Raw genomic sequence first — 17,686 nt, forward strand, 5'->3', positions numbered from 1 at the left:
TCCGAGATCATCGCGCGGTTTGCGGCTTGCTGCAAGTGCGAAATTAGGGCGAAATCGCCCTTGGCATTACCCGCGCGGGGCCCCGAACCCGGCCAGATATTCTTCGAGCCGCTCCGGATCGAACACGCGGCCGTCGAAAAATCGATCCGGCCCCAAGGTCAAGGTGCCGCGATGGGCGCCGACCCCGATCGGCGCGGTCACCGCGCCCTCTAGCTTCATGCTCGCCCCCGGCATCGCCTCGCCGCTGGCACCCAGCGCGCGGCGGTACACGTCGGGTCGGAATACCGCGCCGGCCGCCGCCTCGGCCTCGAGGCTCGGCTCGGCCTGCTTCCAGCGGACGAGCTGCGAATAGATCCACAGGGCCTGGCTGCGCCACGGGAAGGCGGTCGCCTCGCGGTGGAACAGCAGGAAATCGGGCTGCTCCACCGCCGGGGCATCCGCGCGCGGCACCACCTGCCCCGCCAGCCCCGCCTCGATCAGCTCCGCCGGTTCGCCGACATAGGCGTCGCGTGCCAGCAATGCCGCCAGTTCGCCGCGATTCTCCGGATCGTCGCACCAGCGCGCGGCCGCCGCCAGCGCCACCAGCAGCCGGTCGACCGTGTCGGCATTGGCCTCCATCCAGTCGGTGCGCAGCGCGAGCACCTTCTCGACCCCGCGCTGCCAAATTCGCGCGCCGATCGCGACCGCTTCGGCCAGCCCCTGCGCGATCGCCGCCGCCGGCCAGGGATCGCCGGCGATGAAGCCGTCGATCTCACCCAGCCGCATCGCCTCCACGGTGAGCGAAGGCGGCAGGACGCGCAGCACCACGTCGCGATCGGGATCGATACCAACGCTACCCAGCCAATAGCGCAACATCAGCGCATGGCCCGAGAACCGATGGACGATGCCGACGATCGGCTTGCGGCGGAACAGGCCGATCGCGCTGGCGAAATCATGGCCCGTGCCCAGCGGGTCGGCCAGTCGCGCGGGCAGGTTCTGCTCCAGGGCCGCGGCGAACTCGCCCGACATCACCAGCATGTTGCCATTGCTGTTGAGCTTGAACGGCGCGGAAAGCGCGGCGGGCTGCTGGCTCAGCCCGAGCGTCACCGCCACCGCGAGCGGCGCGAGCATTTGCGCAGCCTGCACCTGACCATAGACCAGCCGGTCGCGCAGCGTCGCCCAACTGGTGGTCCGCACCAGCTCCAGGTCGATGCCTTGGGTCTCGGCAAACCCCATCTCGCGCGCCGCGACCAGCACCGCGCTGTCGGTTAGCGGCAGAAAGGCAGCGCGGACCGGGGTCATGCCGCGCCTCCGCCGAGCAGGCTGCTCGCGGTGATCAGCGCCTCGGCGACGTCGACGAGCCGACGGCCCTGGTTCATCGCCGTCGAGCGCAGCAGCGCATAGGCATCGGCTTCGTTCAGTCCGCGTTGTGCCATCAGGATCGCCTTGGCCTTGTCGATGGTCTTGCGGTTGGCGAGCGCGGTGCGCGCTTCGTCCAACTCGCTCTGCATCCGGGAAAAGGCGGTGAACCGCCGCACCGCCAGCTCGAGGATCGGCTTCACCCGATCCTTACGCAACCCGTCCACCACATAGGCGGACACGCCGGCATCGATCGCCGCGCCGATCATCGTGTCGTCGGACTGGTCCACGAACATCGCGATCGGCTTGGCGAGTGCGCGGCTGACGAGCAGCATTTCCTCGAGCGTATCGCGGCTGGGGCTGCCCAGGTCCATCAGCACGACATCGGGCGCCATCCGCTCGATGCGCGCGACGAAGGCGCCGCGCGGCGGCACGAAATGGATGTCGTCATAGCCCGCCTCGCGCAGCCCCTCTTCGAGGACCGATGCGCGTGCCCCGCTGTCATCGACAATGACGATCCGCAACCCGAGCACCTTTCGCAGTTGCGGAAAGAACTGGCAGCAAAGCGCAGGCGCGTCAAACGATCGGCGGGCGAGCAGATGGTCATCGACATCAACGCTGGGTCAGTCTGGGCGGAGCCGCGCACGCTGCTACTTAGTTACGAACTCCATGCCTTCGCGCCGCACCATCCTCCAGTGGCGGCGTTCCTGCAGCGTTGGATGGACAACAGCCGCACTGCCCTGGAGCGGTTCTTTGATCCATTGTCTGCGCGCGGCGTCCGCTTCTGGAGAGGGGCCACCGCCTCCTTGTTACGAGAGTAGGGGCACAGCTGCCCAAGCCCTATTCGCTTCTCCCCGCCCGCGCGGCGCATTACTGCCTGCGCGAATCGCATAGCGGTCCCTGCATGTAGACAACATCGGCAAAGGCTTACCCGACGCGTTGTCGCCGCCATGCCGGGATAATTCGCCTACCAGAAAAGTGGAATTCATTAGAAAGGCGGCCTACCGGGCACGCGCACCAATCAGAAAGAAAAGTTGAATTATTTAAGTTGACCGCGTCGCCACTTCATTTCAAATGGAGTTCGAGACGGCAAAAGCCGCTTGTCTGGGGAGGGGAAGGTTGCGCACCTTTGAAGGCGCCCCACCGCCTCCCATTGCCTGGGAGATTGAGACATGGTGAAGTCCTTCCGCCTCCGCCGCAGCAGTCTGCTTTGTGCAGCCTCCTTTCTTTGCCTTGCCGCGAGCGGAACTGCATTTGCGCAGGATGGCGCACCGGCCGCTGACAGCGCTGCCGGACAAGAGGGCGAGATCGTCGTTACCGGCATACGCGCCTCGCAGGCTCGCGCGATCGAAGTGAAGCGCGACGCGGCCTCGGTGGTCGACGCGATTTCGGCGGAAGACATCGGCAAGCTGCCGGACGTGACCATTTCCGACTCGCTCCAGCGAATTACCGGCGTCCAGATCCGCCGCGACGCGGGCGAAGGCGCGGCGATCAACATTCGCGGCCTGCCGCAGGTGACCACGCTGCTCAACGGCGAAGCTTATCTCGGCGCCAATTCGATCACGACGATCCAGCCCAATTTCAACGACATCCCGTCGCAGCTCTTCTCCGGTGCGGACGTGATCAAGTCGACCACGGCGGACCTGCTCAACGCGGGCATCACCGGCACGGTGGACCTGCGCACCCGCCGCCCGTTCGACCTGAAGCGCGGCCTCACCCTCGCCGCCACCGCCGAGGGTTCCTATGGCGACAAGACCAAGAGCTGGGACCCGAACGTCAACGGCCTGGTCGGCTGGCAGAACGATCGCGTCGGCTTCATCGTCTCGGCCGCCTATTCGGATCTCAAACTGTCCAACTCGCACAACGGCATCCAGGAAGGCTATGGCGCCGCGCTGCATAACGAGGGGCTGGCCGATGCCACGAGCTGCGGCGGCTTCTCTCCCCAGGCCCCGGGCTGCACGGCGGCCACGCGGCCGCGGGGCACGCCGGTGGCTGGCGGGATCGACGTCAACGGCGACGGCGATGCCAACGACACCTTCATCGTGCCGCAAGGCTTCACCGCGTGGAACCGGATCACCCAGCGCCAGCGCCTGGGCGTCAACGGATCGTTCCAGGCCAAGCTCAACGACGCGCTGAGCTTCACCGCCGACGGCTTCTACACCAAGCAGACCCAGTATAACCGCACCGCCGGCATCCAGATGCAGAACGTGAACTGGCAGGCCGCGGAGTTCGTGCCGCTCAAGTCGCAGGACACGGGCGCGACCTCGGGCGGCTATCACGTCAACACGACGCAGGTGTATCAGTACGATCTGGGCAACTTCGATTCCTACTCGGAAACTTACAAGTGGAAGTCGGAATCGCAGAATTACAATGCCGAGCTGCACTTCGATAAGGGCGGCAAGTTCCGCGCGACGCTGCGCGGCCTGTATGGCAAGGCGACGCAGAACCAGGACCAGAGCTACCTCCAGTTCAGCCTGAGCAACGGCATCCAGTGGCAGCCGGGCGGCATCGGCCACTATCCGGCGGCGCTGGGCGGGGACCGCGCCTTCAACCCCGGCGGCTATACGGTGAACACGCTCGCCGGGCTCAACTCGCTCCGCGCGACCGTCGATTATACCGGCGACGAGCCCAGCTTCACCCTGCCGACCCAGCTGACCTCGCTGCTCGGCAACGCGGCCAATTACGCGCTCAAGACGATGTCGTCCGAGGACAATTACCGCCGCCGCGCCGACCTGAAGGTCGGGCGCTTCGATGCCGAATATGACGTGAGCGACGGGTTCAACATCACCGGCGGCATCCGCTACAGCGATCGCTCGGTCGACAATTACCAGTTCGAGCGCGTGGCACCGGTCTATGCCGGTCAGGGCGCGAGCAATGCCGCCGGTTGCCTGGTCAAGTGGAAGGCGTTCGACGTCTCGGTCAAGGACTCCACCTGCTCGGCAGGCGATGGCGCGGGATTCTACACGGCAGGGCTGACGCGCAAGGCGACCGATCCCGTGTTCAACGGCCAGGTCAAGCCGTACAACCTGCCGGGCAGCGGTCTGCCGGCGGTGTACGTCCTCGATCCGCACACGATGGACAATGCCGCGGCGTTCCAGAACGGCTTCTACCCGAACGAGCAGGAGCATCTGAACCCGGGCGCGTCCTACGACGTCGGCATCCGGCAATGGTCCGGCTATGCCCAGCTCAACTTCAAGGATCTGGAGCTGGGCGGCATCACCGTGCGCGGCAATGGCGGCCTGCGGGTGATCAATACCAAGCTTGACATCCGCCAGAATGTGGTGGGCGGTCCCCTGCCCTATGGCCTGTCGAACCAGGATGGCGGCGACCTGCGCACCCAGCGCGAGTTCACCGATTTCCTGCCGGCGTTCAACCTCGCGTTCGACTTCACGCCCAAGCTGCGCCTGCGCCTCGCCTATGCGCGGACGATGACGCTGCTCAACCTCGACCAGTGGGGCGGCGGCCTGACCCCGGGCTATGCGATCGACACCTCCACCGGCCTGTTCCGCGTCACCGGCGGCAGCCAGGCCGGCAACCCGCAGCTCGATCCGTGGCGTGCGGACAATCTCGATGCCTCGGTCGAATATTATATCGGCCGCGCCTCGATGATCAGCCTCGCCGCCTTCTACATCGACGTGCAGAGCTTCATCCAGAACGGCATCATCTATCGCAGCGACCTGCCCGACAATGACGGCGTGGTGCGCAACCGCACCGTGCCGATCAACACGCTGGTGCAAGGGGCCGGCGGCACGCTGAAGGGCGTCGAGGCGTCGTGGAAACAGTCGCTCGGCGATATCGGCTTCATGCCGACCTTCCTGCGCGACTTCGGCTATGACCTGAACTTCACCTATTCGCCGTCGAGCACTGGCGACAAGGACCTGGCAGGCAAGGACATTCCGTTCCAGGATAACTCCAAATACCAGGCCAATGCCGCGATCTATTATCAGGCACACGGAATCCAGGCGCGCGTTGCGTGGAACTACCGGTCCAAGCGCGCGGTCCAGTCGAACTTCGTCAATGGGCTGACCGGATCCGAACTGTACCAGGCGCCGACCAATTACGTCGACGCATCGATCAGCTACGATATGACGCCGAACCTGACGATCTACGGCCAGGGACAGAATCTGACCGGCGAATATGAGAAATACTATATCGTCTACCCGGACGAGCGCGCCTACAACAACATCTACGAGCGTCGCTTCATGGCCGGTGTCCGCGCCAAGTTCTGACAATACGCTTCTTATCGCCTCGCTCCCGAGCGGAGCGGGGCGCTGTTTTTTCCAAGTGTTTTCGCCGATCGCGGCCGGGCCCTAGGAACAGGACATGCGCGCAGCCGGACAACCCATCCGCTCCATCCTGATCGTCGGCGGCGGCACCGCCGGCTGGATGGCGGCCGCCCTGCTCGAGCGGCTGCTCGACCGACAGCCGGTCACCATCACGCTGCTGGAGAGCCCCGACATCCGTACCGTCGGGGTCGGCGAGGCGACCGTGCCGGCGATCCGCGACTATTTCCGCGCGATCGGGGTGAGCGAGGCCGAGGTGCTGCGCGAGGCCAAGGGCACGGCGAAGCTCGGCATCGAGTTCCGCGACTGGGCCCGGCCTGGCGACAGCTTCTTCCATCCCTTCGGCATGTACGGGATCGCCTCGCGCGGCGTCGGCTTCCATCATTACTGGCTGAAGCGCCGTGCTGCCGGCGACGCCACGCCGCTCGCTGACTATTGCCTCGCCACCCAGATGGCGCTGCGCGGGCTGGTCATGCCGCCGGCCGAGAACCCGCCCAACGATCTCGGCATCTTCGACTGGGCGGTGCATTTCGACGCGGGGCTGTTCGCCCGCTTCCTCGCGCGCGTGGCTACCGGGCGGGGCGTGCGGCACGTCGAGGGCACCGTCGCAAGCGTTGCGCAGGACGGCGAAAGCGGCTTCCTCACCGGCGTGACGCTGCAGGACGGCAGCCGGATCGAAGCGGACCTGTTCCTCGACTGTACCGGCTTTCGCAGCCTGCTGCTCGGCGGAACGCTGGAAGTGCCTTATGTCGACTGGAGCCATTTGCTGCCGTGCGACCGCGCGGTGGCGATGCCCTGTACACACGGGGACGCCTTCACGCCCTATACCCGGAGCACCGCACTGGCGGCGGGCTGGCAGTGGCGCATCCCGCTGCAACACCGCGTCGGCAACGGCTATGTCTATGCCAGCGCGCACCTCTCCGACGACGAAGCCCAGGCCGTGCTACGCGGCCGGCTGGAAGGGGATGCTCTCGCGGAGCCGAACTTCCTGCGCTTCACCACTGGGCACCGTGCGAGGGTTTGGGAGAAGAACGTCATCGCGCTCGGGCTGTCCGCAGGCTTTCTCGAGCCGCTGGAATCGACCAGCCTCACGCTGATCCAGTCGGGCGTCGAGCGGCTGGGCAATCTGATGCCCGATCGCGGCTTCGCGCCCGAATTGGCGGACGAGTTCAACCGGATCACCGCGCTCGAATATGCGCGCATCCGCGACTTCCTGCTGCTCCATTACTGGGCGAACCGGCGCACCGGCGAGCCGCTATGGGATGCCTGCCGCGCAACCCCGCTGCCGGCGGAACTCGCGCACAAGGTGCAGCTGTTCCGCAGCCGCGGCGTGTTCGCCCGCTATGAATGGGAGTCGTTCCGCGATCCCAGCTGGCTGTCGATGTATGCCGGGTTCGAGCTAATGCCCCAGCGCTATGATCCGCTTGCCGATCATTTCACGGACGGCGAACTGGAAGGCGCGTTCGGCCGGATGCGGGAGGCGCTGGGCCGCGCCTTGGCGCTGGCCGAGCCACACCGGAAGTATCTCGAACGCATCGGCGCTGTTGCATAAGGCGCAAACCGCCCTCCCGGCGTCCGCACCAATCCTGGCATGCGCGCATGCCTGCTACTGATCCGCCGCGCGCGGCCGAGCAGCGGATGAAGGTTTACAGTCAACTCATTCATCACCGACGAAACGCTCGCGGCTGCGGCCATTCGTGCTGATTCCGGACTGGGGTAGATGATGTGCCACGGCGTCGTGGACGATTTAGTCGGGGGTCGATTGATCTCGGTTTTGGAAGATGTGTATTTGAGGGGTGTCAGCTCCATTCGCCAGCCTGGCTAATAACGCGCCGGCGCTCCACTGTCTGGTAGATACCTGAAGGCGCACCGCGTGGCCTCGCGCTCGCGAGTAAAAAGGGGATCTCGGCCGCCTTATCAGCCGTACCAAAGGCGCCAAGAACACGAAGCCCCATGCCATCGCCGACGCGGTGGGCGCGTGTTGAGCTTCTTTATGACAGCAGGCCAAGTGAGCGACTATACCGGGCGCGCCTGCGCTGCTCGATGATATACGCAAGGCGCAGCGGCTTCAGAGCGAACCCCTACAGATCCATTACAGCTCTGCTGCAACCTCGGTGATCAGGTTGCGCAGCCAGCGATGCGCCGGATCATGGCGATAGCGGACGTGCCAGGCCATCTCGACCGGGAAGGTTCCCAGATCTACTGGCGCCTCGAGCACCTTCAGCCTGGGATCGTGCGCCAGCCTGCGGCAGATCAGCGACGGCAAGGTCGCGCAATAATCGGTGACCGCGATCATCTCCGCCACCGCAAAGAAATTGGTGACCGAGATCGCCACGTCGCGCTTCAGCTGCTGCTGCGCCAGCGCCTGGAACAACCCGGCGCGCATCCGCCCCGGCGGCACGATGTTGACGTGCTTCATGCCCTCGAACTGCGCACGGGTGATGCTGTCCCCCACCTCGGGATGCCCCGCCCGCACCACGCAGGCCAGCCCCTCATCCATCACATGCTGAACGACGAGATTGTCAGGCGGATCGATGACTCGGCCGAGCACCAGCGCCGTCGTACCCGAGACGACGCCGGTCTCCGCCAGGTCGTTGCCATAGGGGGTGAGCCGCAGCTTGATGCCCGGCGCCACCTTCTGGAGCCGCGCCACCACCGCCGGCACGAGCACGAACTCGACATAGCCGTTGGGCGCGATGGTCAGCAGGCGCTCTGCGGTGGCGGGATCGAACTCCTGCTGGCCGAGTATCGAATCGTCGAGCCGGGCCAGCGCCTCGGCGATTGCGGGCGCCAGCTCCAGCGCGATTGGCGTCGGTTGGATGCCGTAGCGCTCGCGGATGAACAGCTGGTCCTGCAGCATCAGCCGCAGCCGGGCGAGCGCGTTGGACAGCGCCGGCTGCGTCATCCCCATCCGCTCGGCCGCACGGGTGACGCTGCGCTCCTCCATCAGCGCCACGAAGATCGGCAGCAGGTTGAGGTCGTAGCGCATACAGTCATATTGCTGACAGCATATCTACAATCAAGAAGATAAACTTCTGGAATATGTGCTGCGGGGCCATTGTGCAGGGGCCGCAGCGGTTGCGGCGCACCGCAGGAAAGGCTCCCCCCATGACCAAGGCAACCATTCTCATCCTCGGCTCCAACGCAACGCAGATCGAGCTACGCGGCGGCGGCAGCGCGACGATCGGCCAGTATCTGAACGAGACGGTGGTGCCGACGCTAGCGCTGATCGACGCCGGCTACGACGTGGTGCTCGCCACGCCCGACGGCACCAAGCCGATCATCGACGCTGTGTCGGACACGGTCGACCATTTCGGCGGCGACCAGGCTGCCTATGATCGCGCCCGCCGCTTCTTCGCTGACGCGCCGCAGATGAACAGCGTGCAGACGCTGCGCGCCGTGATCGAGGGCGGGCTGGACCGGTTCGCCGGTGTGTTCGTCCCCGGCGGCCACGCGCCCGCCGTCGACCTGATGCAGGACGCCGATGTCGGCACCATCCTGCGCCACTTCCATCAGGCCGGGAAGCCGACGGCGCTGCTCTGCCACGGGCCCGTGGCGATCCTCGCCGCGCTGCCCGACGCGGCAGCCTATCGCGCGGCGCTGATCGCCGGCGAGACCGCACGGGCCGCAGCGCTGGCCCAGGACTGGGTCTATGCCGGCTATGGCATGACCGTGTTCTCGGCGAGCGAGGAGAAGATCGCCGAGCAGCATCTGCTGGGGGGCGAGCTCCTGTTCGACATGGAGCGCGCGTTGCGCACCGCGGGCGGCAACGTCTCGGTCACCGTGACCAACTTCGCGCCGAACGTGGTCGTCTACCGTGAACTGATCACCGGGCAGAATCCCGCCTCGGACCACCAGCTCGCCGCCGCGCTGGTTGACGCGCTCGACCGCGCCCAGGGGTGAGCACCCGCATGACCGGTGGAGCGCTACGCCTGCGCTCCACCGCCCCTCTCAAACCGAAAAGGAAATCCATCATGTCCACCAAGGTGAAAACCGTCGCGATCCTCACCGCCCATGCCGGCAAGGTGGCGGAACTCCGCCAACTCCTCGATGCGATGCTCGCGCCCAGCCGCGCGGAGCCGGGCAACCTGCGCTACGACCTCTGGCAGGACCGCGACGACCCCGCCCGCTTCGTGATCGACGAACTCTATGTCGATGCGGATGCCGTCGTCGCCCACCGTGCGAGCCCGCACTTCCAGGCCTATGCCGCGAAGATTGCAGATCTCGCCGAGCGGACCGCGATCCCGCTCACGCCCGTCGCCGTCGCCTGATCACCCCCAAGCTTGCCGGGAAATCACCGTTTGATGAGATGCTTTTGCTTTGGCGCTGGAGTGAGCGAGAAGCTGGATGCTCGGGTGTCGTGCGAGCACCTGAACGACGCCATGACGTTCTGCTCGGGCAGGCAGTCGCCTTCCCATCCCTCTCCGGCGCTGCCCGCACCGTAACAGCGAAGGGGGTAATTGCGAACCGAGGGGAGGCATTTCAGCTTCCGGGCAGCGCACCGCCGTGTTCGGACGGCCGAATGGGGGCGCAGCACTGCCGCTATGGCTAGCGACGAACGAAGTCGAGGAACGCACGTAGCGGCGGCGGCACGAGACGACGACCGGAATAATACAGAAAGGGGCCCGAGAAGGACTGCCACCACTCCGGCAGCACCGGCTCCAGCGCCCCGCTGTCCAGCGCCGGACGCAGCCAATCCTCGAACAGGTGGAGGATGCCGCCCCCCGCGACCGCAACGTCGACCAGCAGATCCACCGCGCCGGCGACGCTGGCGATCAGCGGACCCTGCGGCTCGATCCGAACAATCTCGCCACCATGCTCGAACTCCCATGGGCTGATCAGCGCTCCACTGGTGAAGCGGGCGCACAGGCAGGCATGGTCGAGCAGGTCGCGGGGATGGGTCGGCCGCCCCCGTGCGTCGAGATAGGACGGCGCCGCAGCCGTGGCGAAGCGCTGCACGCGCGGGCCGATCGGCACCGCGATCATGTCCTGCTCCAGCCGCTCGTCATAGCGGATGCCCGCGTCGCATCCCGACGCCACCAAGTCGACAAAGCCGTCCTCGGCCACGATCTCGACGCGGATGTCCGGATAGGCGGCAAGGAATCCCGGAAGTATCGACGGCAGCACGAGCCGCGCCGCGCTTACCGGCACGTTGAGCCGAAGCGTGCCCGCCGGTCGATCGCGGAACAGGTTGACGACGTCGAGCGCCGCCTCGACCTCGCCGAGCGCCGGCGCCAGTCGCTCGATCAGCCGCGTTCCTGCCTCGGTGGGCGTCACGCTCCTGGTACTGCGATGGAGCAGCCGCACGCCCAGACGCGTCTCCAGTCGGCGCACCGCCTCGCTCAGCGTCGATGCGCTCGATCCGATGGCGCGCGCCGCATCGCGAAAGCCGCGCGCCCGCGCGACCGCGAGGAATGCGTTGAGATCTGCAAGATCGGCTTTCATCGTTCGGATTTCCGTACAGCCCGTGCGGATCCCTCCAACTTATCGCGCGCCTCGGCAAGCCGTATCTCCAGTTGAGAAAAGGAGAATTCGGATGATCGATCAAGCAGGTAGCTATACCTTCGCCGGACGCGAGGTGAAGCGCCTCGGCTACGGCGCGATGCAGCTTGCCGGGCCCGGCGTGTTCGGGCCGCCCCGCGACCACGACGAGGCGCTGGCCGTGCTCCGGGCCGCGGTGGCGGCAGGGGTGAACCACCTCGACACCAGCGACTTCTACGGCCCGCACGTCACCAACCGGCTGATCCGCGAGGCACTGTCCCCCTACCCGCAGGACCTGCTGATCGTCACCAAGATCGGCGCGCGCCGCGGTGACGATGCGTCCTGGCTGCCCGCGTTCGCGCCGGACGAATTGGCCCGCGCGGTAAACGACAATCTCGAAAATCTCGGGCTGGAGGCGCTGGAGGTCGTCAATCTCCGCTTGATGTTCGACGTCCACGGCCCGGCGGAAGGATCACTGGCCACGCCGCTCAAGGCAGTGGCCGACCTGCAGCGGCAAGGCCTGGTGCGCCATATCGGGCTCAGCAACGTGACGCCGACGCAGTTCGAGGAAGCACGGGATATTGCCGAGATCGTCTGCGTCCAGAACCAGTACAACCTCGCGCACCGGGACGACGACACCTTTATCGACGCTCTGGCGGCGGAAGGGGTCGCCTATGTGCCCTTCTTCCCGCTCGGCGGCTTCAGTCCGCTCCAATCGGCGACCCTGTCCGAGGTTGCGGTGCAACTCGACGCGACGCCGATGCAGGTCGCGCTCGCCTGGTTGCTCCAGCGATCGCCCAACATCCTGCTCATCCCGGGCACCTCGTCGGTGGCGCATCTCCACGAGAACCTGGCAGCAGCATCGCTGACACTGCCTCAGGACGCCGTCGCCCGGCTCGATGCGATTGGCGGCTGATCAGGCAGGCCGATTGGCAAGCACCGCGTCTAGCAGGCCCGGAAAGCGGCGATCGAACTCCGATCGCCGCAGCGTGTTGATCATCTCGCGCCCCACCTGCGTGGTCTCGATCAGCCCGGCGGCCCGCAGCAGCTTGAGATGATTGGACAGCGTGCTCTTGGGGATGGCTTCGCACGGCGCGGCATCCGAGCAGCGCAGCCGCTCGGTCGCTGCCAGCCGTGCGACCATCTCCAGCCGGTTGGTATCGGCCAGCGCGTGCAGCGCCAAGTCGAGCGGAACGTCTTCCAGCCTTGGGTGGGTGAAGCGGGCCATGCCACCGATATAGGGCATCGCGATAAATTTAATAGTTCGGGAATATTGAACTATAGGCCCACCGCGCCATATCCCAGCTGCCGACAGCGCACGACGCCGTGATCGCGGGCCACATCTTACGGAGTATCTACATGTCACTTCAAGGCAAGAAGGCGCTCGTCACCGGCGGATCGCGCGGGATCGGCGCTGCGATCGCCAAGCGGCTGGCCGCCGATGGCGCCGCGGTCGCGATCACTTATGCCGGTAACAAGGCGGCAGCGGACGCGACCGTGGCGGCAATCGAGAGCGCAGGCGGCACCGCCTTCGCCTTTCAGGCAAATGCCGGCGATCCGGCGTCGCAGCGCGGCGGTATCGAACAGGCCGCCGCGGCGCTGGGCGGAATCGACATCCTTGTCCACAATGCGGGTGTGGCCGAATTCTCCACGGTCGCAGAAGCCACCGACGACACTTTTGATCGTCAGTTCGGCGTCAACGTGAAGGGCCTGCATGTCGGCACGCGCGCGGCGCTGCCGCACCTGCGCGACGGCGGACGGATCATCCTGATCGGCAGCATCTCGGGCGAGATGGCCTTCCCGGCGACCACGGTCTACAGCGCGACCAAGGCGGCGGTAGCAGCGCTGGCCCGCGGCTGGGCCAAGGACCTCGCCTCGCGCAACATCCTGGTCAACACGATCCAGCCAGGGCCGATCGACACCGATATGAACCCGGCCGACGGCGAGTTCGCGGGGCAGGTCCTCGGCGCCATCCCGCTCGGGCGCTATGGCAAGGTCGAGGAGATCGCGGGTGCGGTCGCGTTCCTTGCCGGACCGGATGCCAGCTACATAACCGGCACCACGCTCAACATCGACGGCGGCGCGACGGCGTAAGAAGACGCCTTCGCCCCCGATCAGCACTGGTCGCCGAGATAGGCGGCCAACTCTTCCGGCGTTCCGTTTGGGAAAGCCTCGCGCAGAAAGTCCAGAAACGCCGACACCCTGGCGCTCAGCAGGCGGCGTGAAGGGTATAGCGCCCACAAGGCGATGTCCGAGCCCGCCACATCGCCCCACCACGTCAGCCGCTTTGCGGCGATGTCGCGGCTGACCAGCGATAGCGGCAGCCGTGCCGCCCCGGCTCCGGCGCGGACCGCATCCCGGATCATCACCATGGACGACAGCCGCAGCACCGGATCGATCGCGATCTCGTGTTTGCCGTTTGTGCCGGTGACCATCCAGTTCCGCGCAGGATCGCCGCCGCGTACCACGGCAGGAACCGCGTCGCTTTCTGGCAGCGCCCGTTGTGCGCTCGTCACCACCACCAGCCGATCGTGCAGGAAGGGCCGGCCGACCAGCGTATCGTCTGCGGCTGGATCGACGCGGATCACCAGATCATAGCCCTCCTCGATCATGTCGACCGCGCGATCGTCGGCGGTGACCTCCAGCTGGACCTCGGGATACCGGCGCGCGAATTCGGCTGCCAGCCGCCCCATTGCGGTTTGCGAGAAGAGCAGCGGCGTGCTGATCCGCAGGCGCCCCCGCACGCGCGCGCTGCCCTGCGCGATAGCAGCGGTCGTTTCCTCCAGTTCGGCCAGTAGGGCGCCGGCGCGCTCGAACAACGCCCGCCCCTCCTCGGTCAGCTTGAGGTCCCGCTGCCCCCGCTCGAACAACCGAAGATCGAGTGCCGCCTCCAGATCGGACACGCGGCGGGAGAGCGTCGCCTTGGGCCGGCGGGCGGCGCGCGCCGCTTTGCCGAAGCCGCCATGGCGCGCGACCAGCGTGAAATCGGCGAGGGCAAGAAGGTCCATGATGTTCCACCAGTGAGACGGTTCGTCCAGAATCCGCGTCTATTTGCGCGCCCATGGATCACGCATCTTCCTCGGGTCAGCAAGACCCAAGGAGAAATTCCATGACCATTCTCGTAACCGGTGCCACTGGCCGCGTTGGCCGCCAGGTCGTCGACCAGCTCGTCGCTCGCGACGCGCAAGTCCGCGTTCTCACCCGCGATCCTGCCAAGGCTGACTTCCCGGCCGGCGTCGAGGTAGCGCAGGGCGACCTGCTCGACATCGACGCCGTGCGTGCCGCCTTGGCTGGCGTCCGCACGCTGTTCCTCCTGAACGCCGTGACAGGCGACGAATTCACCCAGGCGCTCATCACGCTCAATCTTGCCCGCGAGGCCGGGGTGGATCGGATCGTCTACCTCTCGGTCTTCGACGCGGACTGGGCGGTCAACGTGCCGCACTTTGCGGTCAAGTCGGGTGCCGAGCGGATGCTGGCGGCAATGGATTTCGGCGCGACGATCCTTCGGCCGACCTATTTCATCGACAACGAAGCGATGGTGAAGGACGTCATTCTGCAGCACGGTGTCTATCCGATGCCGATCGGCAGCAAGGGCGTCGCGATGGTGGATACGCGCGACATCGCGGAGGTCGCCGCGCGCGAGCTGCTTCACCGCGACCGCGCACCGGGCAAGCTGCCGATCGAGACGATCAACCTCGTCGGCCCCGATACCCTCACGGGTGAGAGCGTCGCCGCGATCTGGTCCGATGTGCTGTGCCGCCCGATCGTCTATGGCGGCGACGACCCGCGTGGGTTCGAGCAGCAGATGGCGACGTTCCTGCCACGCTGGACCGCCTATGAAATGCGGTTGATGGCGGAGCGGTATGTCAGCGACGGCATGATCCCGAACGACGGCGATCGCGAACGCCTGATCGCGATGCTCGGCCGCCCGTTGTACAGCTATCGGGAAACCGCTGTCGCATTGACGGCGGCCTGACCTGCCGTTTCCTGGGCCTGCCGGTTCCCGGACCGCGCATCCGGCGGCCGGCACGCCTGGACAATTCCTTACCTGCCGAACACGGGCGAATATCGGTGGTGTCGCACGTGCGCATCGAGCATATCTCAGTGCTGCTGTCGCAGCCCGCATAGCGGCTGCTTTGATCGCGAACGTTCTTGCAATGATGGCGTGCAGGGCAGTCCCCCGCTCACAGGTGCCCTTTCTCAGAGCCCCAATTGCTTGCGCAGGCTCTTGTCAAACGCCCCGTCGGGCACGAAGCGGCGGAGCAGACTGAACTTCTTGCCCTTGCCCGCAGGCCAGCGGAGACGGGGCTTGCGTGACAACGCAGCGGCCACGACCGCATCCGCCACCACCTTCGCCTCATCTCCTGTTTCCATCATGCCCTTGAGCATGAAGTGGACCATCGGGCGCGTCGTGGCATAGGCGTCGAGATGTCGGTCGCCATAGGCAAGGTTGGCGTCGAACGCTGTCTTGGTGTTCGCTGGCTCCACCGCGATTGCCCGAATGCCGAAACTGCGCACCTCATGGTCGAGCGACTGGGAATAGCCTTCTACGGCGTGCTTGCTGGCCGCATAGACGGCCATGTAGGGCGCCGGCATGAAGCCGAAGGCAGAGCTGATGTTGAGGATCCGCCCCCTGCCCGCGTCCCGCATGTGCGGCAGCACCGCCTGGGTCATGCGGATCAGACCGAAGAGATTCACCTCGAACAGCTGACGGGTCTGCTCGAGCGAGGTCTCCTCTGCTGCCCCCGCAATGCCGAAGCCGGCATTGTTGACCAGAAGATCGATCCGTCCGGCGCGTTCCAGCACGGCGGCGACCGTCGCCGCGACCGAGGCATCGCTGGTGACGTCACAAGCGAGCATGGTGACGCCGTCCTTGGTGTATCCGTTTGCCCGGCGACCGGTTCCGAACACCCGGTAGCCTGCGCCGCGCAGCGCCTGTGCAGTCGCGAGCCCGATGCCTGACGATGCGCCGGTGACGAGCGCCACCGGCATTGCCTCGATTGTAGCCATTGCTTGCTTTCCTCAGATCGCCCGCCAGGCGGGCGTGGTTTCAGGAGTTTGGGAGCCGTGTGGCGGCAGATGCCGACACGTTACTTGCTTGCCATGCGAGGCCCGGCAGGATCCCAGCCCCCACCCAGCGCGCGAAACGATGCCACCGCGCCCCGGCTTGCCGCCGCCCGCGCCTGCACTACGCCATCGCGTGCCTCAAGCAGGCTGCGATCCGCGTCGAGCACCTCGATCAGGCTGACCGCACCACCCTCGTACGCGGCGAACGACGCGCTTCGGGCGCGGGCGAGCGACGATTCCGCCTGGGCGAGCGCCTCGGCCCGGGCTTCCTGCTGGACGAGCGTCGAAAAGGCATCCTCGACATCCTGCGAGGCGCGGAGCACCGTCTGGCGATAGGCGGCGAGCAGCTCGGCATTGCGCCCCTTGGCAGCGCGGATCTCGGCATCGACGCGGCCGAAATCGAACAGCCGCCATCGAAGCCCCAGCACGCCATTGGCCTGGGTCGCGCCGACGCCGAACAGGCCGGCAGTGCTGGTCGTCGCGGTGCCGAGCAGCGCGCTCAGCGAGAATTTGGGGTAATATTCGGACATCGCGGCGCCGATCCGCGCATTCGAGGCAGCAAGCAGGCGCTCGGCGGCGATGATGTCCGGCCGGCGCCGAACCAGCGCCGCCGGACCGCCCGCGGCCGAGATCGACGGCGGCGCGGGAACGGGCGCGTCGGCGCCGAGGGTGGCACGCGCGGTGCCCGGCTGTTCGCCCACCAGAATGTCGAGCGCGTTCATCGTCACGTCGAGCTGGTTCTGGAGCGCCGGAAGCGCAGACCGCAACTGGCCCAGCGCCCCTTCGACCTGGCGGAGCTGCAACTCCGCCGCGACACCCTTCTGGTACTGGAGGTGGACCAGATCGGTGAGCCCCTGCTGGGCCTTGACCTGATCGCGCGCAATGCCGAGCCGCGCCTGCAGCGCGCGGATCTGGATATAGGTGTCGGCCGTCTGCGCAATGACGGCGAGCCTTGCCGCCTGCGCACCGGCGGCCGAGGCCTGCCACTCCGCACGCGCCGCATCCCGCGTCGCATCCCGCCCGCCGAACAGGTCCAGCTCCCAGCTGGCGCCGACATCCAGCTCGTAGCTTTCGGTCGAGCGTTCGAACTGGGGGAAGGCACTGGCAAGCCGGCCGATCGGGGTTTCCTTCGACTGGTAGAGCTGGCCAGCCTGGCCGCTCACCTGCCCCACCGGCAGCAGCGCGGCATTGGCGCCCTTCAGCGACGCCCGGGCCTGCGACACCCGCGCCACAGCCTGCTGCAGGTCGAGATTCTGCGCAACCGCGCGCTCCACCAGGGCGGTAAGGGCAGGATCGTTGAACGCGCGCCACCAGTCGACCAGCGCGGCATCGCTGCCAGCGGCACGCGCTTCCACCGCCCGCCCATAGGCGAACTGCGCCGGCGCGGTGCTGACCGGGGCGACATAGCGCGGCCCGACCGCGCAACCGCTCAACAGCAGGGCCGTGACGGAAAGGGAGAGGGCAGATCGCGAGACGCGCATGGGATCACCTGAGGACGAGGAGTGCGTATGTGACCG

Annotated in this window: 16 protein-coding genes and 1 pseudogene; 9 read left to right on the forward strand and 8 right to left on the reverse strand. The window is 66.5% G+C overall.

The genetic code is table 11. The features are described from left to right. Window positions 1-66 precede the first annotated feature (66 nt). Both ACTJKY_RS19325 and ACTJKY_RS19330 read right to left on the reverse strand, forming a co-directional pair. Window positions 67-1,281, reverse strand: a complete 1,215-nt coding sequence (locus ACTJKY_RS19325) for a CmpA/NrtA family ABC transporter substrate-binding protein (protein WP_440847723.1) — start codon at window positions 1,279-1,281, stop codon at window positions 67-69. After that, the gene (locus tag ACTJKY_RS19330) at window positions 1,278-1,862 is read right to left on the reverse strand and encodes an ANTAR domain-containing response regulator (protein WP_125976241.1); all 585 of its coding nucleotides are present in this window, start codon (window positions 1,860-1,862) and stop codon (window positions 1,278-1,280) included. Before ACTJKY_RS19330 ends, ACTJKY_RS19325 begins: the two co-directional genes overlap by 4 nt. Window positions 1,863-1,880: 18 nt before the next feature. Between ACTJKY_RS19330 and ACTJKY_RS19335 the strand changes: the two genes are divergently transcribed. From ACTJKY_RS19335 to ACTJKY_RS19350, 4 genes and pseudogenes are all read left to right on the forward strand, one after another. Continuing rightward, complete coding sequence (locus ACTJKY_RS19335) at window positions 1,881-2,159, forward strand: hypothetical protein (RefSeq protein WP_440847724.1); 279 nt, start codon at window positions 1,881-1,883, stop codon at window positions 2,157-2,159. A gap of 351 nt (window positions 2,160-2,510) precedes the next feature. Further along, window positions 2,511-5,567 (forward strand): TonB-dependent receptor, encoded by a 3,057-nt coding sequence (locus ACTJKY_RS19340; protein WP_440847725.1) that lies wholly within the window; start codon window positions 2,511-2,513, stop codon window positions 5,565-5,567. A 94-nt stretch (window positions 5,568-5,661) separates the two neighbouring features. Next, complete coding sequence (locus tag ACTJKY_RS19345; protein WP_440847726.1) at window positions 5,662-7,173, forward strand: tryptophan halogenase family protein; 1,512 nt, start codon at window positions 5,662-5,664, stop codon at window positions 7,171-7,173. Between the two features lie 291 nt (window positions 7,174-7,464). Continuing rightward, a pseudogene (locus tag ACTJKY_RS19350) lies at window positions 7,465-7,653 on the forward strand (IS5/IS1182 family transposase); the annotation flags it as partial. A gap of 60 nt (window positions 7,654-7,713) precedes the next feature. Here ACTJKY_RS19350 and ACTJKY_RS19355 read toward each other — a convergent pair. Further along, window positions 7,714-8,610 carry a LysR family transcriptional regulator gene (locus ACTJKY_RS19355; protein ID WP_440847727.1) on the reverse strand — a complete coding sequence of 299 codons (897 nt, stop codon included), beginning with the start codon at window positions 8,608-8,610 and terminating at the stop codon, window positions 7,714-7,716. A gap of 119 nt (window positions 8,611-8,729) precedes the next feature. On the opposite strand from ACTJKY_RS19355, the gene ACTJKY_RS19360 reads away from it, so the two are divergent. Beyond that, window positions 8,730-9,524: a type 1 glutamine amidotransferase domain-containing protein gene (locus ACTJKY_RS19360; protein WP_440847728.1), complete on the forward strand. Its 795-nt coding sequence runs from the start codon at window positions 8,730-8,732 to the stop codon at window positions 9,522-9,524. Between the two features lie 71 nt (window positions 9,525-9,595). Further along, a complete protein-coding gene (locus tag ACTJKY_RS19365; protein WP_440847729.1) occupies window positions 9,596-9,892 on the forward strand; it encodes a putative quinol monooxygenase in 297 nt (98 codons plus the stop codon). A gap of 277 nt (window positions 9,893-10,169) precedes the next feature. On the opposite strand, the gene ACTJKY_RS19370 is transcribed toward ACTJKY_RS19365, so the two are convergent. After that, window positions 10,170-11,066 (reverse strand): LysR family transcriptional regulator, encoded by an 897-nt coding sequence (locus ACTJKY_RS19370; RefSeq protein WP_440847730.1) that lies wholly within the window; start codon window positions 11,064-11,066, stop codon window positions 10,170-10,172. A 91-nt stretch (window positions 11,067-11,157) separates the two neighbouring features. Between ACTJKY_RS19370 and ACTJKY_RS19375 the strand changes: the two genes are divergently transcribed. Next, window positions 11,158-12,018 carry an aldo/keto reductase family oxidoreductase gene (locus ACTJKY_RS19375; protein WP_440847731.1) on the forward strand — a complete coding sequence of 287 codons (861 nt, stop codon included), beginning with the start codon at window positions 11,158-11,160 and terminating at the stop codon, window positions 12,016-12,018. Here ACTJKY_RS19375 and ACTJKY_RS19380 read toward each other — a convergent pair whose 3' ends face one another. Beyond that, window positions 12,019-12,348 carry an ArsR/SmtB family transcription factor gene (locus ACTJKY_RS19380; RefSeq protein WP_440847732.1) on the reverse strand — a complete coding sequence of 110 codons (330 nt, stop codon included), beginning with the start codon at window positions 12,346-12,348 and terminating at the stop codon, window positions 12,019-12,021. Window positions 12,349-12,461: 113 nt separating this feature from the next. Here ACTJKY_RS19380 and ACTJKY_RS19385 point away from each other — a divergent pair, with 113 nt between their 5' ends. Continuing rightward, window positions 12,462-13,196, forward strand: a complete 735-nt coding sequence (locus tag ACTJKY_RS19385; protein WP_440847733.1) for an SDR family oxidoreductase — start codon at window positions 12,462-12,464, stop codon at window positions 13,194-13,196. A gap of 20 nt (window positions 13,197-13,216) precedes the next feature. Here the strand turns inward: ACTJKY_RS19385 and ACTJKY_RS19390 are convergent, their stop codons facing one another. After that, entirely contained in the window at window positions 13,217-14,110 is an 894-nt protein-coding gene (locus ACTJKY_RS19390; RefSeq protein WP_440847734.1) for a LysR family transcriptional regulator, read from the reverse strand. A gap of 101 nt (window positions 14,111-14,211) precedes the next feature. Here ACTJKY_RS19390 and ACTJKY_RS19395 point away from each other — a divergent pair, with 101 nt between their 5' ends. Beyond that, window positions 14,212-15,078, forward strand: coding sequence for an SDR family oxidoreductase (locus ACTJKY_RS19395; RefSeq protein WP_440847735.1), 867 nt, complete (start codon window positions 14,212-14,214; stop codon window positions 15,076-15,078). Window positions 15,079-15,302: 224 nt separating this feature from the next. Here the strand turns inward: ACTJKY_RS19395 and ACTJKY_RS19400 are convergent, their stop codons facing one another. Further along, entirely contained in the window at window positions 15,303-16,094 is a 792-nt protein-coding gene (locus ACTJKY_RS19400; RefSeq protein ID WP_440847736.1) for an oxidoreductase, read from the reverse strand. Between the two features lie 98 nt (window positions 16,095-16,192). Beyond that, window positions 16,193-17,650 (reverse strand): efflux transporter outer membrane subunit, encoded by a 1,458-nt coding sequence (locus ACTJKY_RS19405; RefSeq protein WP_440847737.1) that lies wholly within the window; start codon window positions 17,648-17,650, stop codon window positions 16,193-16,195. Window positions 17,651-17,686: the final 36 nt, after the last annotated feature.

It is taken from the genome of Sphingomonas sp. 22176, from assembly GCF_052045505.1.
Classification (GTDB): Bacteria; Pseudomonadota; Alphaproteobacteria; order Sphingomonadales; family Sphingomonadaceae; genus Sphingomonas.

Bases quoted from the DNA above. Each gene is read 5' to 3' on its own strand.
- ACTJKY_RS19325 (WP_440847723.1), bottom strand. From the start codon at position 1,281: ATGACCCCGGTCCGCGCTGCCTTTCTGCCGCTAACCGACAGCGCGGTG.
- ACTJKY_RS19340 (WP_440847725.1), top strand. From the start codon at position 2,511: ATGGTGAAGTCCTTCCGCCTCCGCCGCAGCAGTCTGCTTTGTGCAGCC.
- ACTJKY_RS19345 (WP_440847726.1), top strand. From the start codon at position 5,662: ATGCGCGCAGCCGGACAACCCATCCGCTCCATCCTGATCGTCGGCGGC.
- ACTJKY_RS19355 (WP_440847727.1), bottom strand. From the start codon at position 8,610: ATGCGCTACGACCTCAACCTGCTGCCGATCTTCGTGGCGCTGATGGAG.
- ACTJKY_RS19360 (WP_440847728.1), top strand. From the start codon at position 8,730: ATGACCAAGGCAACCATTCTCATCCTCGGCTCCAACGCAACGCAGATC.
- ACTJKY_RS19365 (WP_440847729.1), top strand. From the start codon at position 9,596: ATGTCCACCAAGGTGAAAACCGTCGCGATCCTCACCGCCCATGCCGGC.
- ACTJKY_RS19370 (WP_440847730.1), bottom strand. From the start codon at position 11,066: ATGAAAGCCGATCTTGCAGATCTCAACGCATTCCTCGCGGTCGCGCGG.
- ACTJKY_RS19375 (WP_440847731.1), top strand. From the start codon at position 11,158: ATGATCGATCAAGCAGGTAGCTATACCTTCGCCGGACGCGAGGTGAAG.
- ACTJKY_RS19380 (WP_440847732.1), bottom strand. From the start codon at position 12,348: ATGCCCTATATCGGTGGCATGGCCCGCTTCACCCACCCAAGGCTGGAA.
- ACTJKY_RS19385 (WP_440847733.1), top strand. From the start codon at position 12,462: ATGTCACTTCAAGGCAAGAAGGCGCTCGTCACCGGCGGATCGCGCGGG.
- ACTJKY_RS19390 (WP_440847734.1), bottom strand. From the start codon at position 14,110: ATGGACCTTCTTGCCCTCGCCGATTTCACGCTGGTCGCGCGCCATGGC.
- ACTJKY_RS19395 (WP_440847735.1), top strand. From the start codon at position 14,212: ATGACCATTCTCGTAACCGGTGCCACTGGCCGCGTTGGCCGCCAGGTC.
- ACTJKY_RS19400 (WP_440847736.1), bottom strand. From the start codon at position 16,094: ATGCCGGTGGCGCTCGTCACCGGCGCATCGTCAGGCATCGGGCTCGCG.
- ACTJKY_RS19405 (WP_440847737.1), bottom strand. From the start codon at position 17,650: ATGCGCGTCTCGCGATCTGCCCTCTCCCTTTCCGTCACGGCCCTGCTG.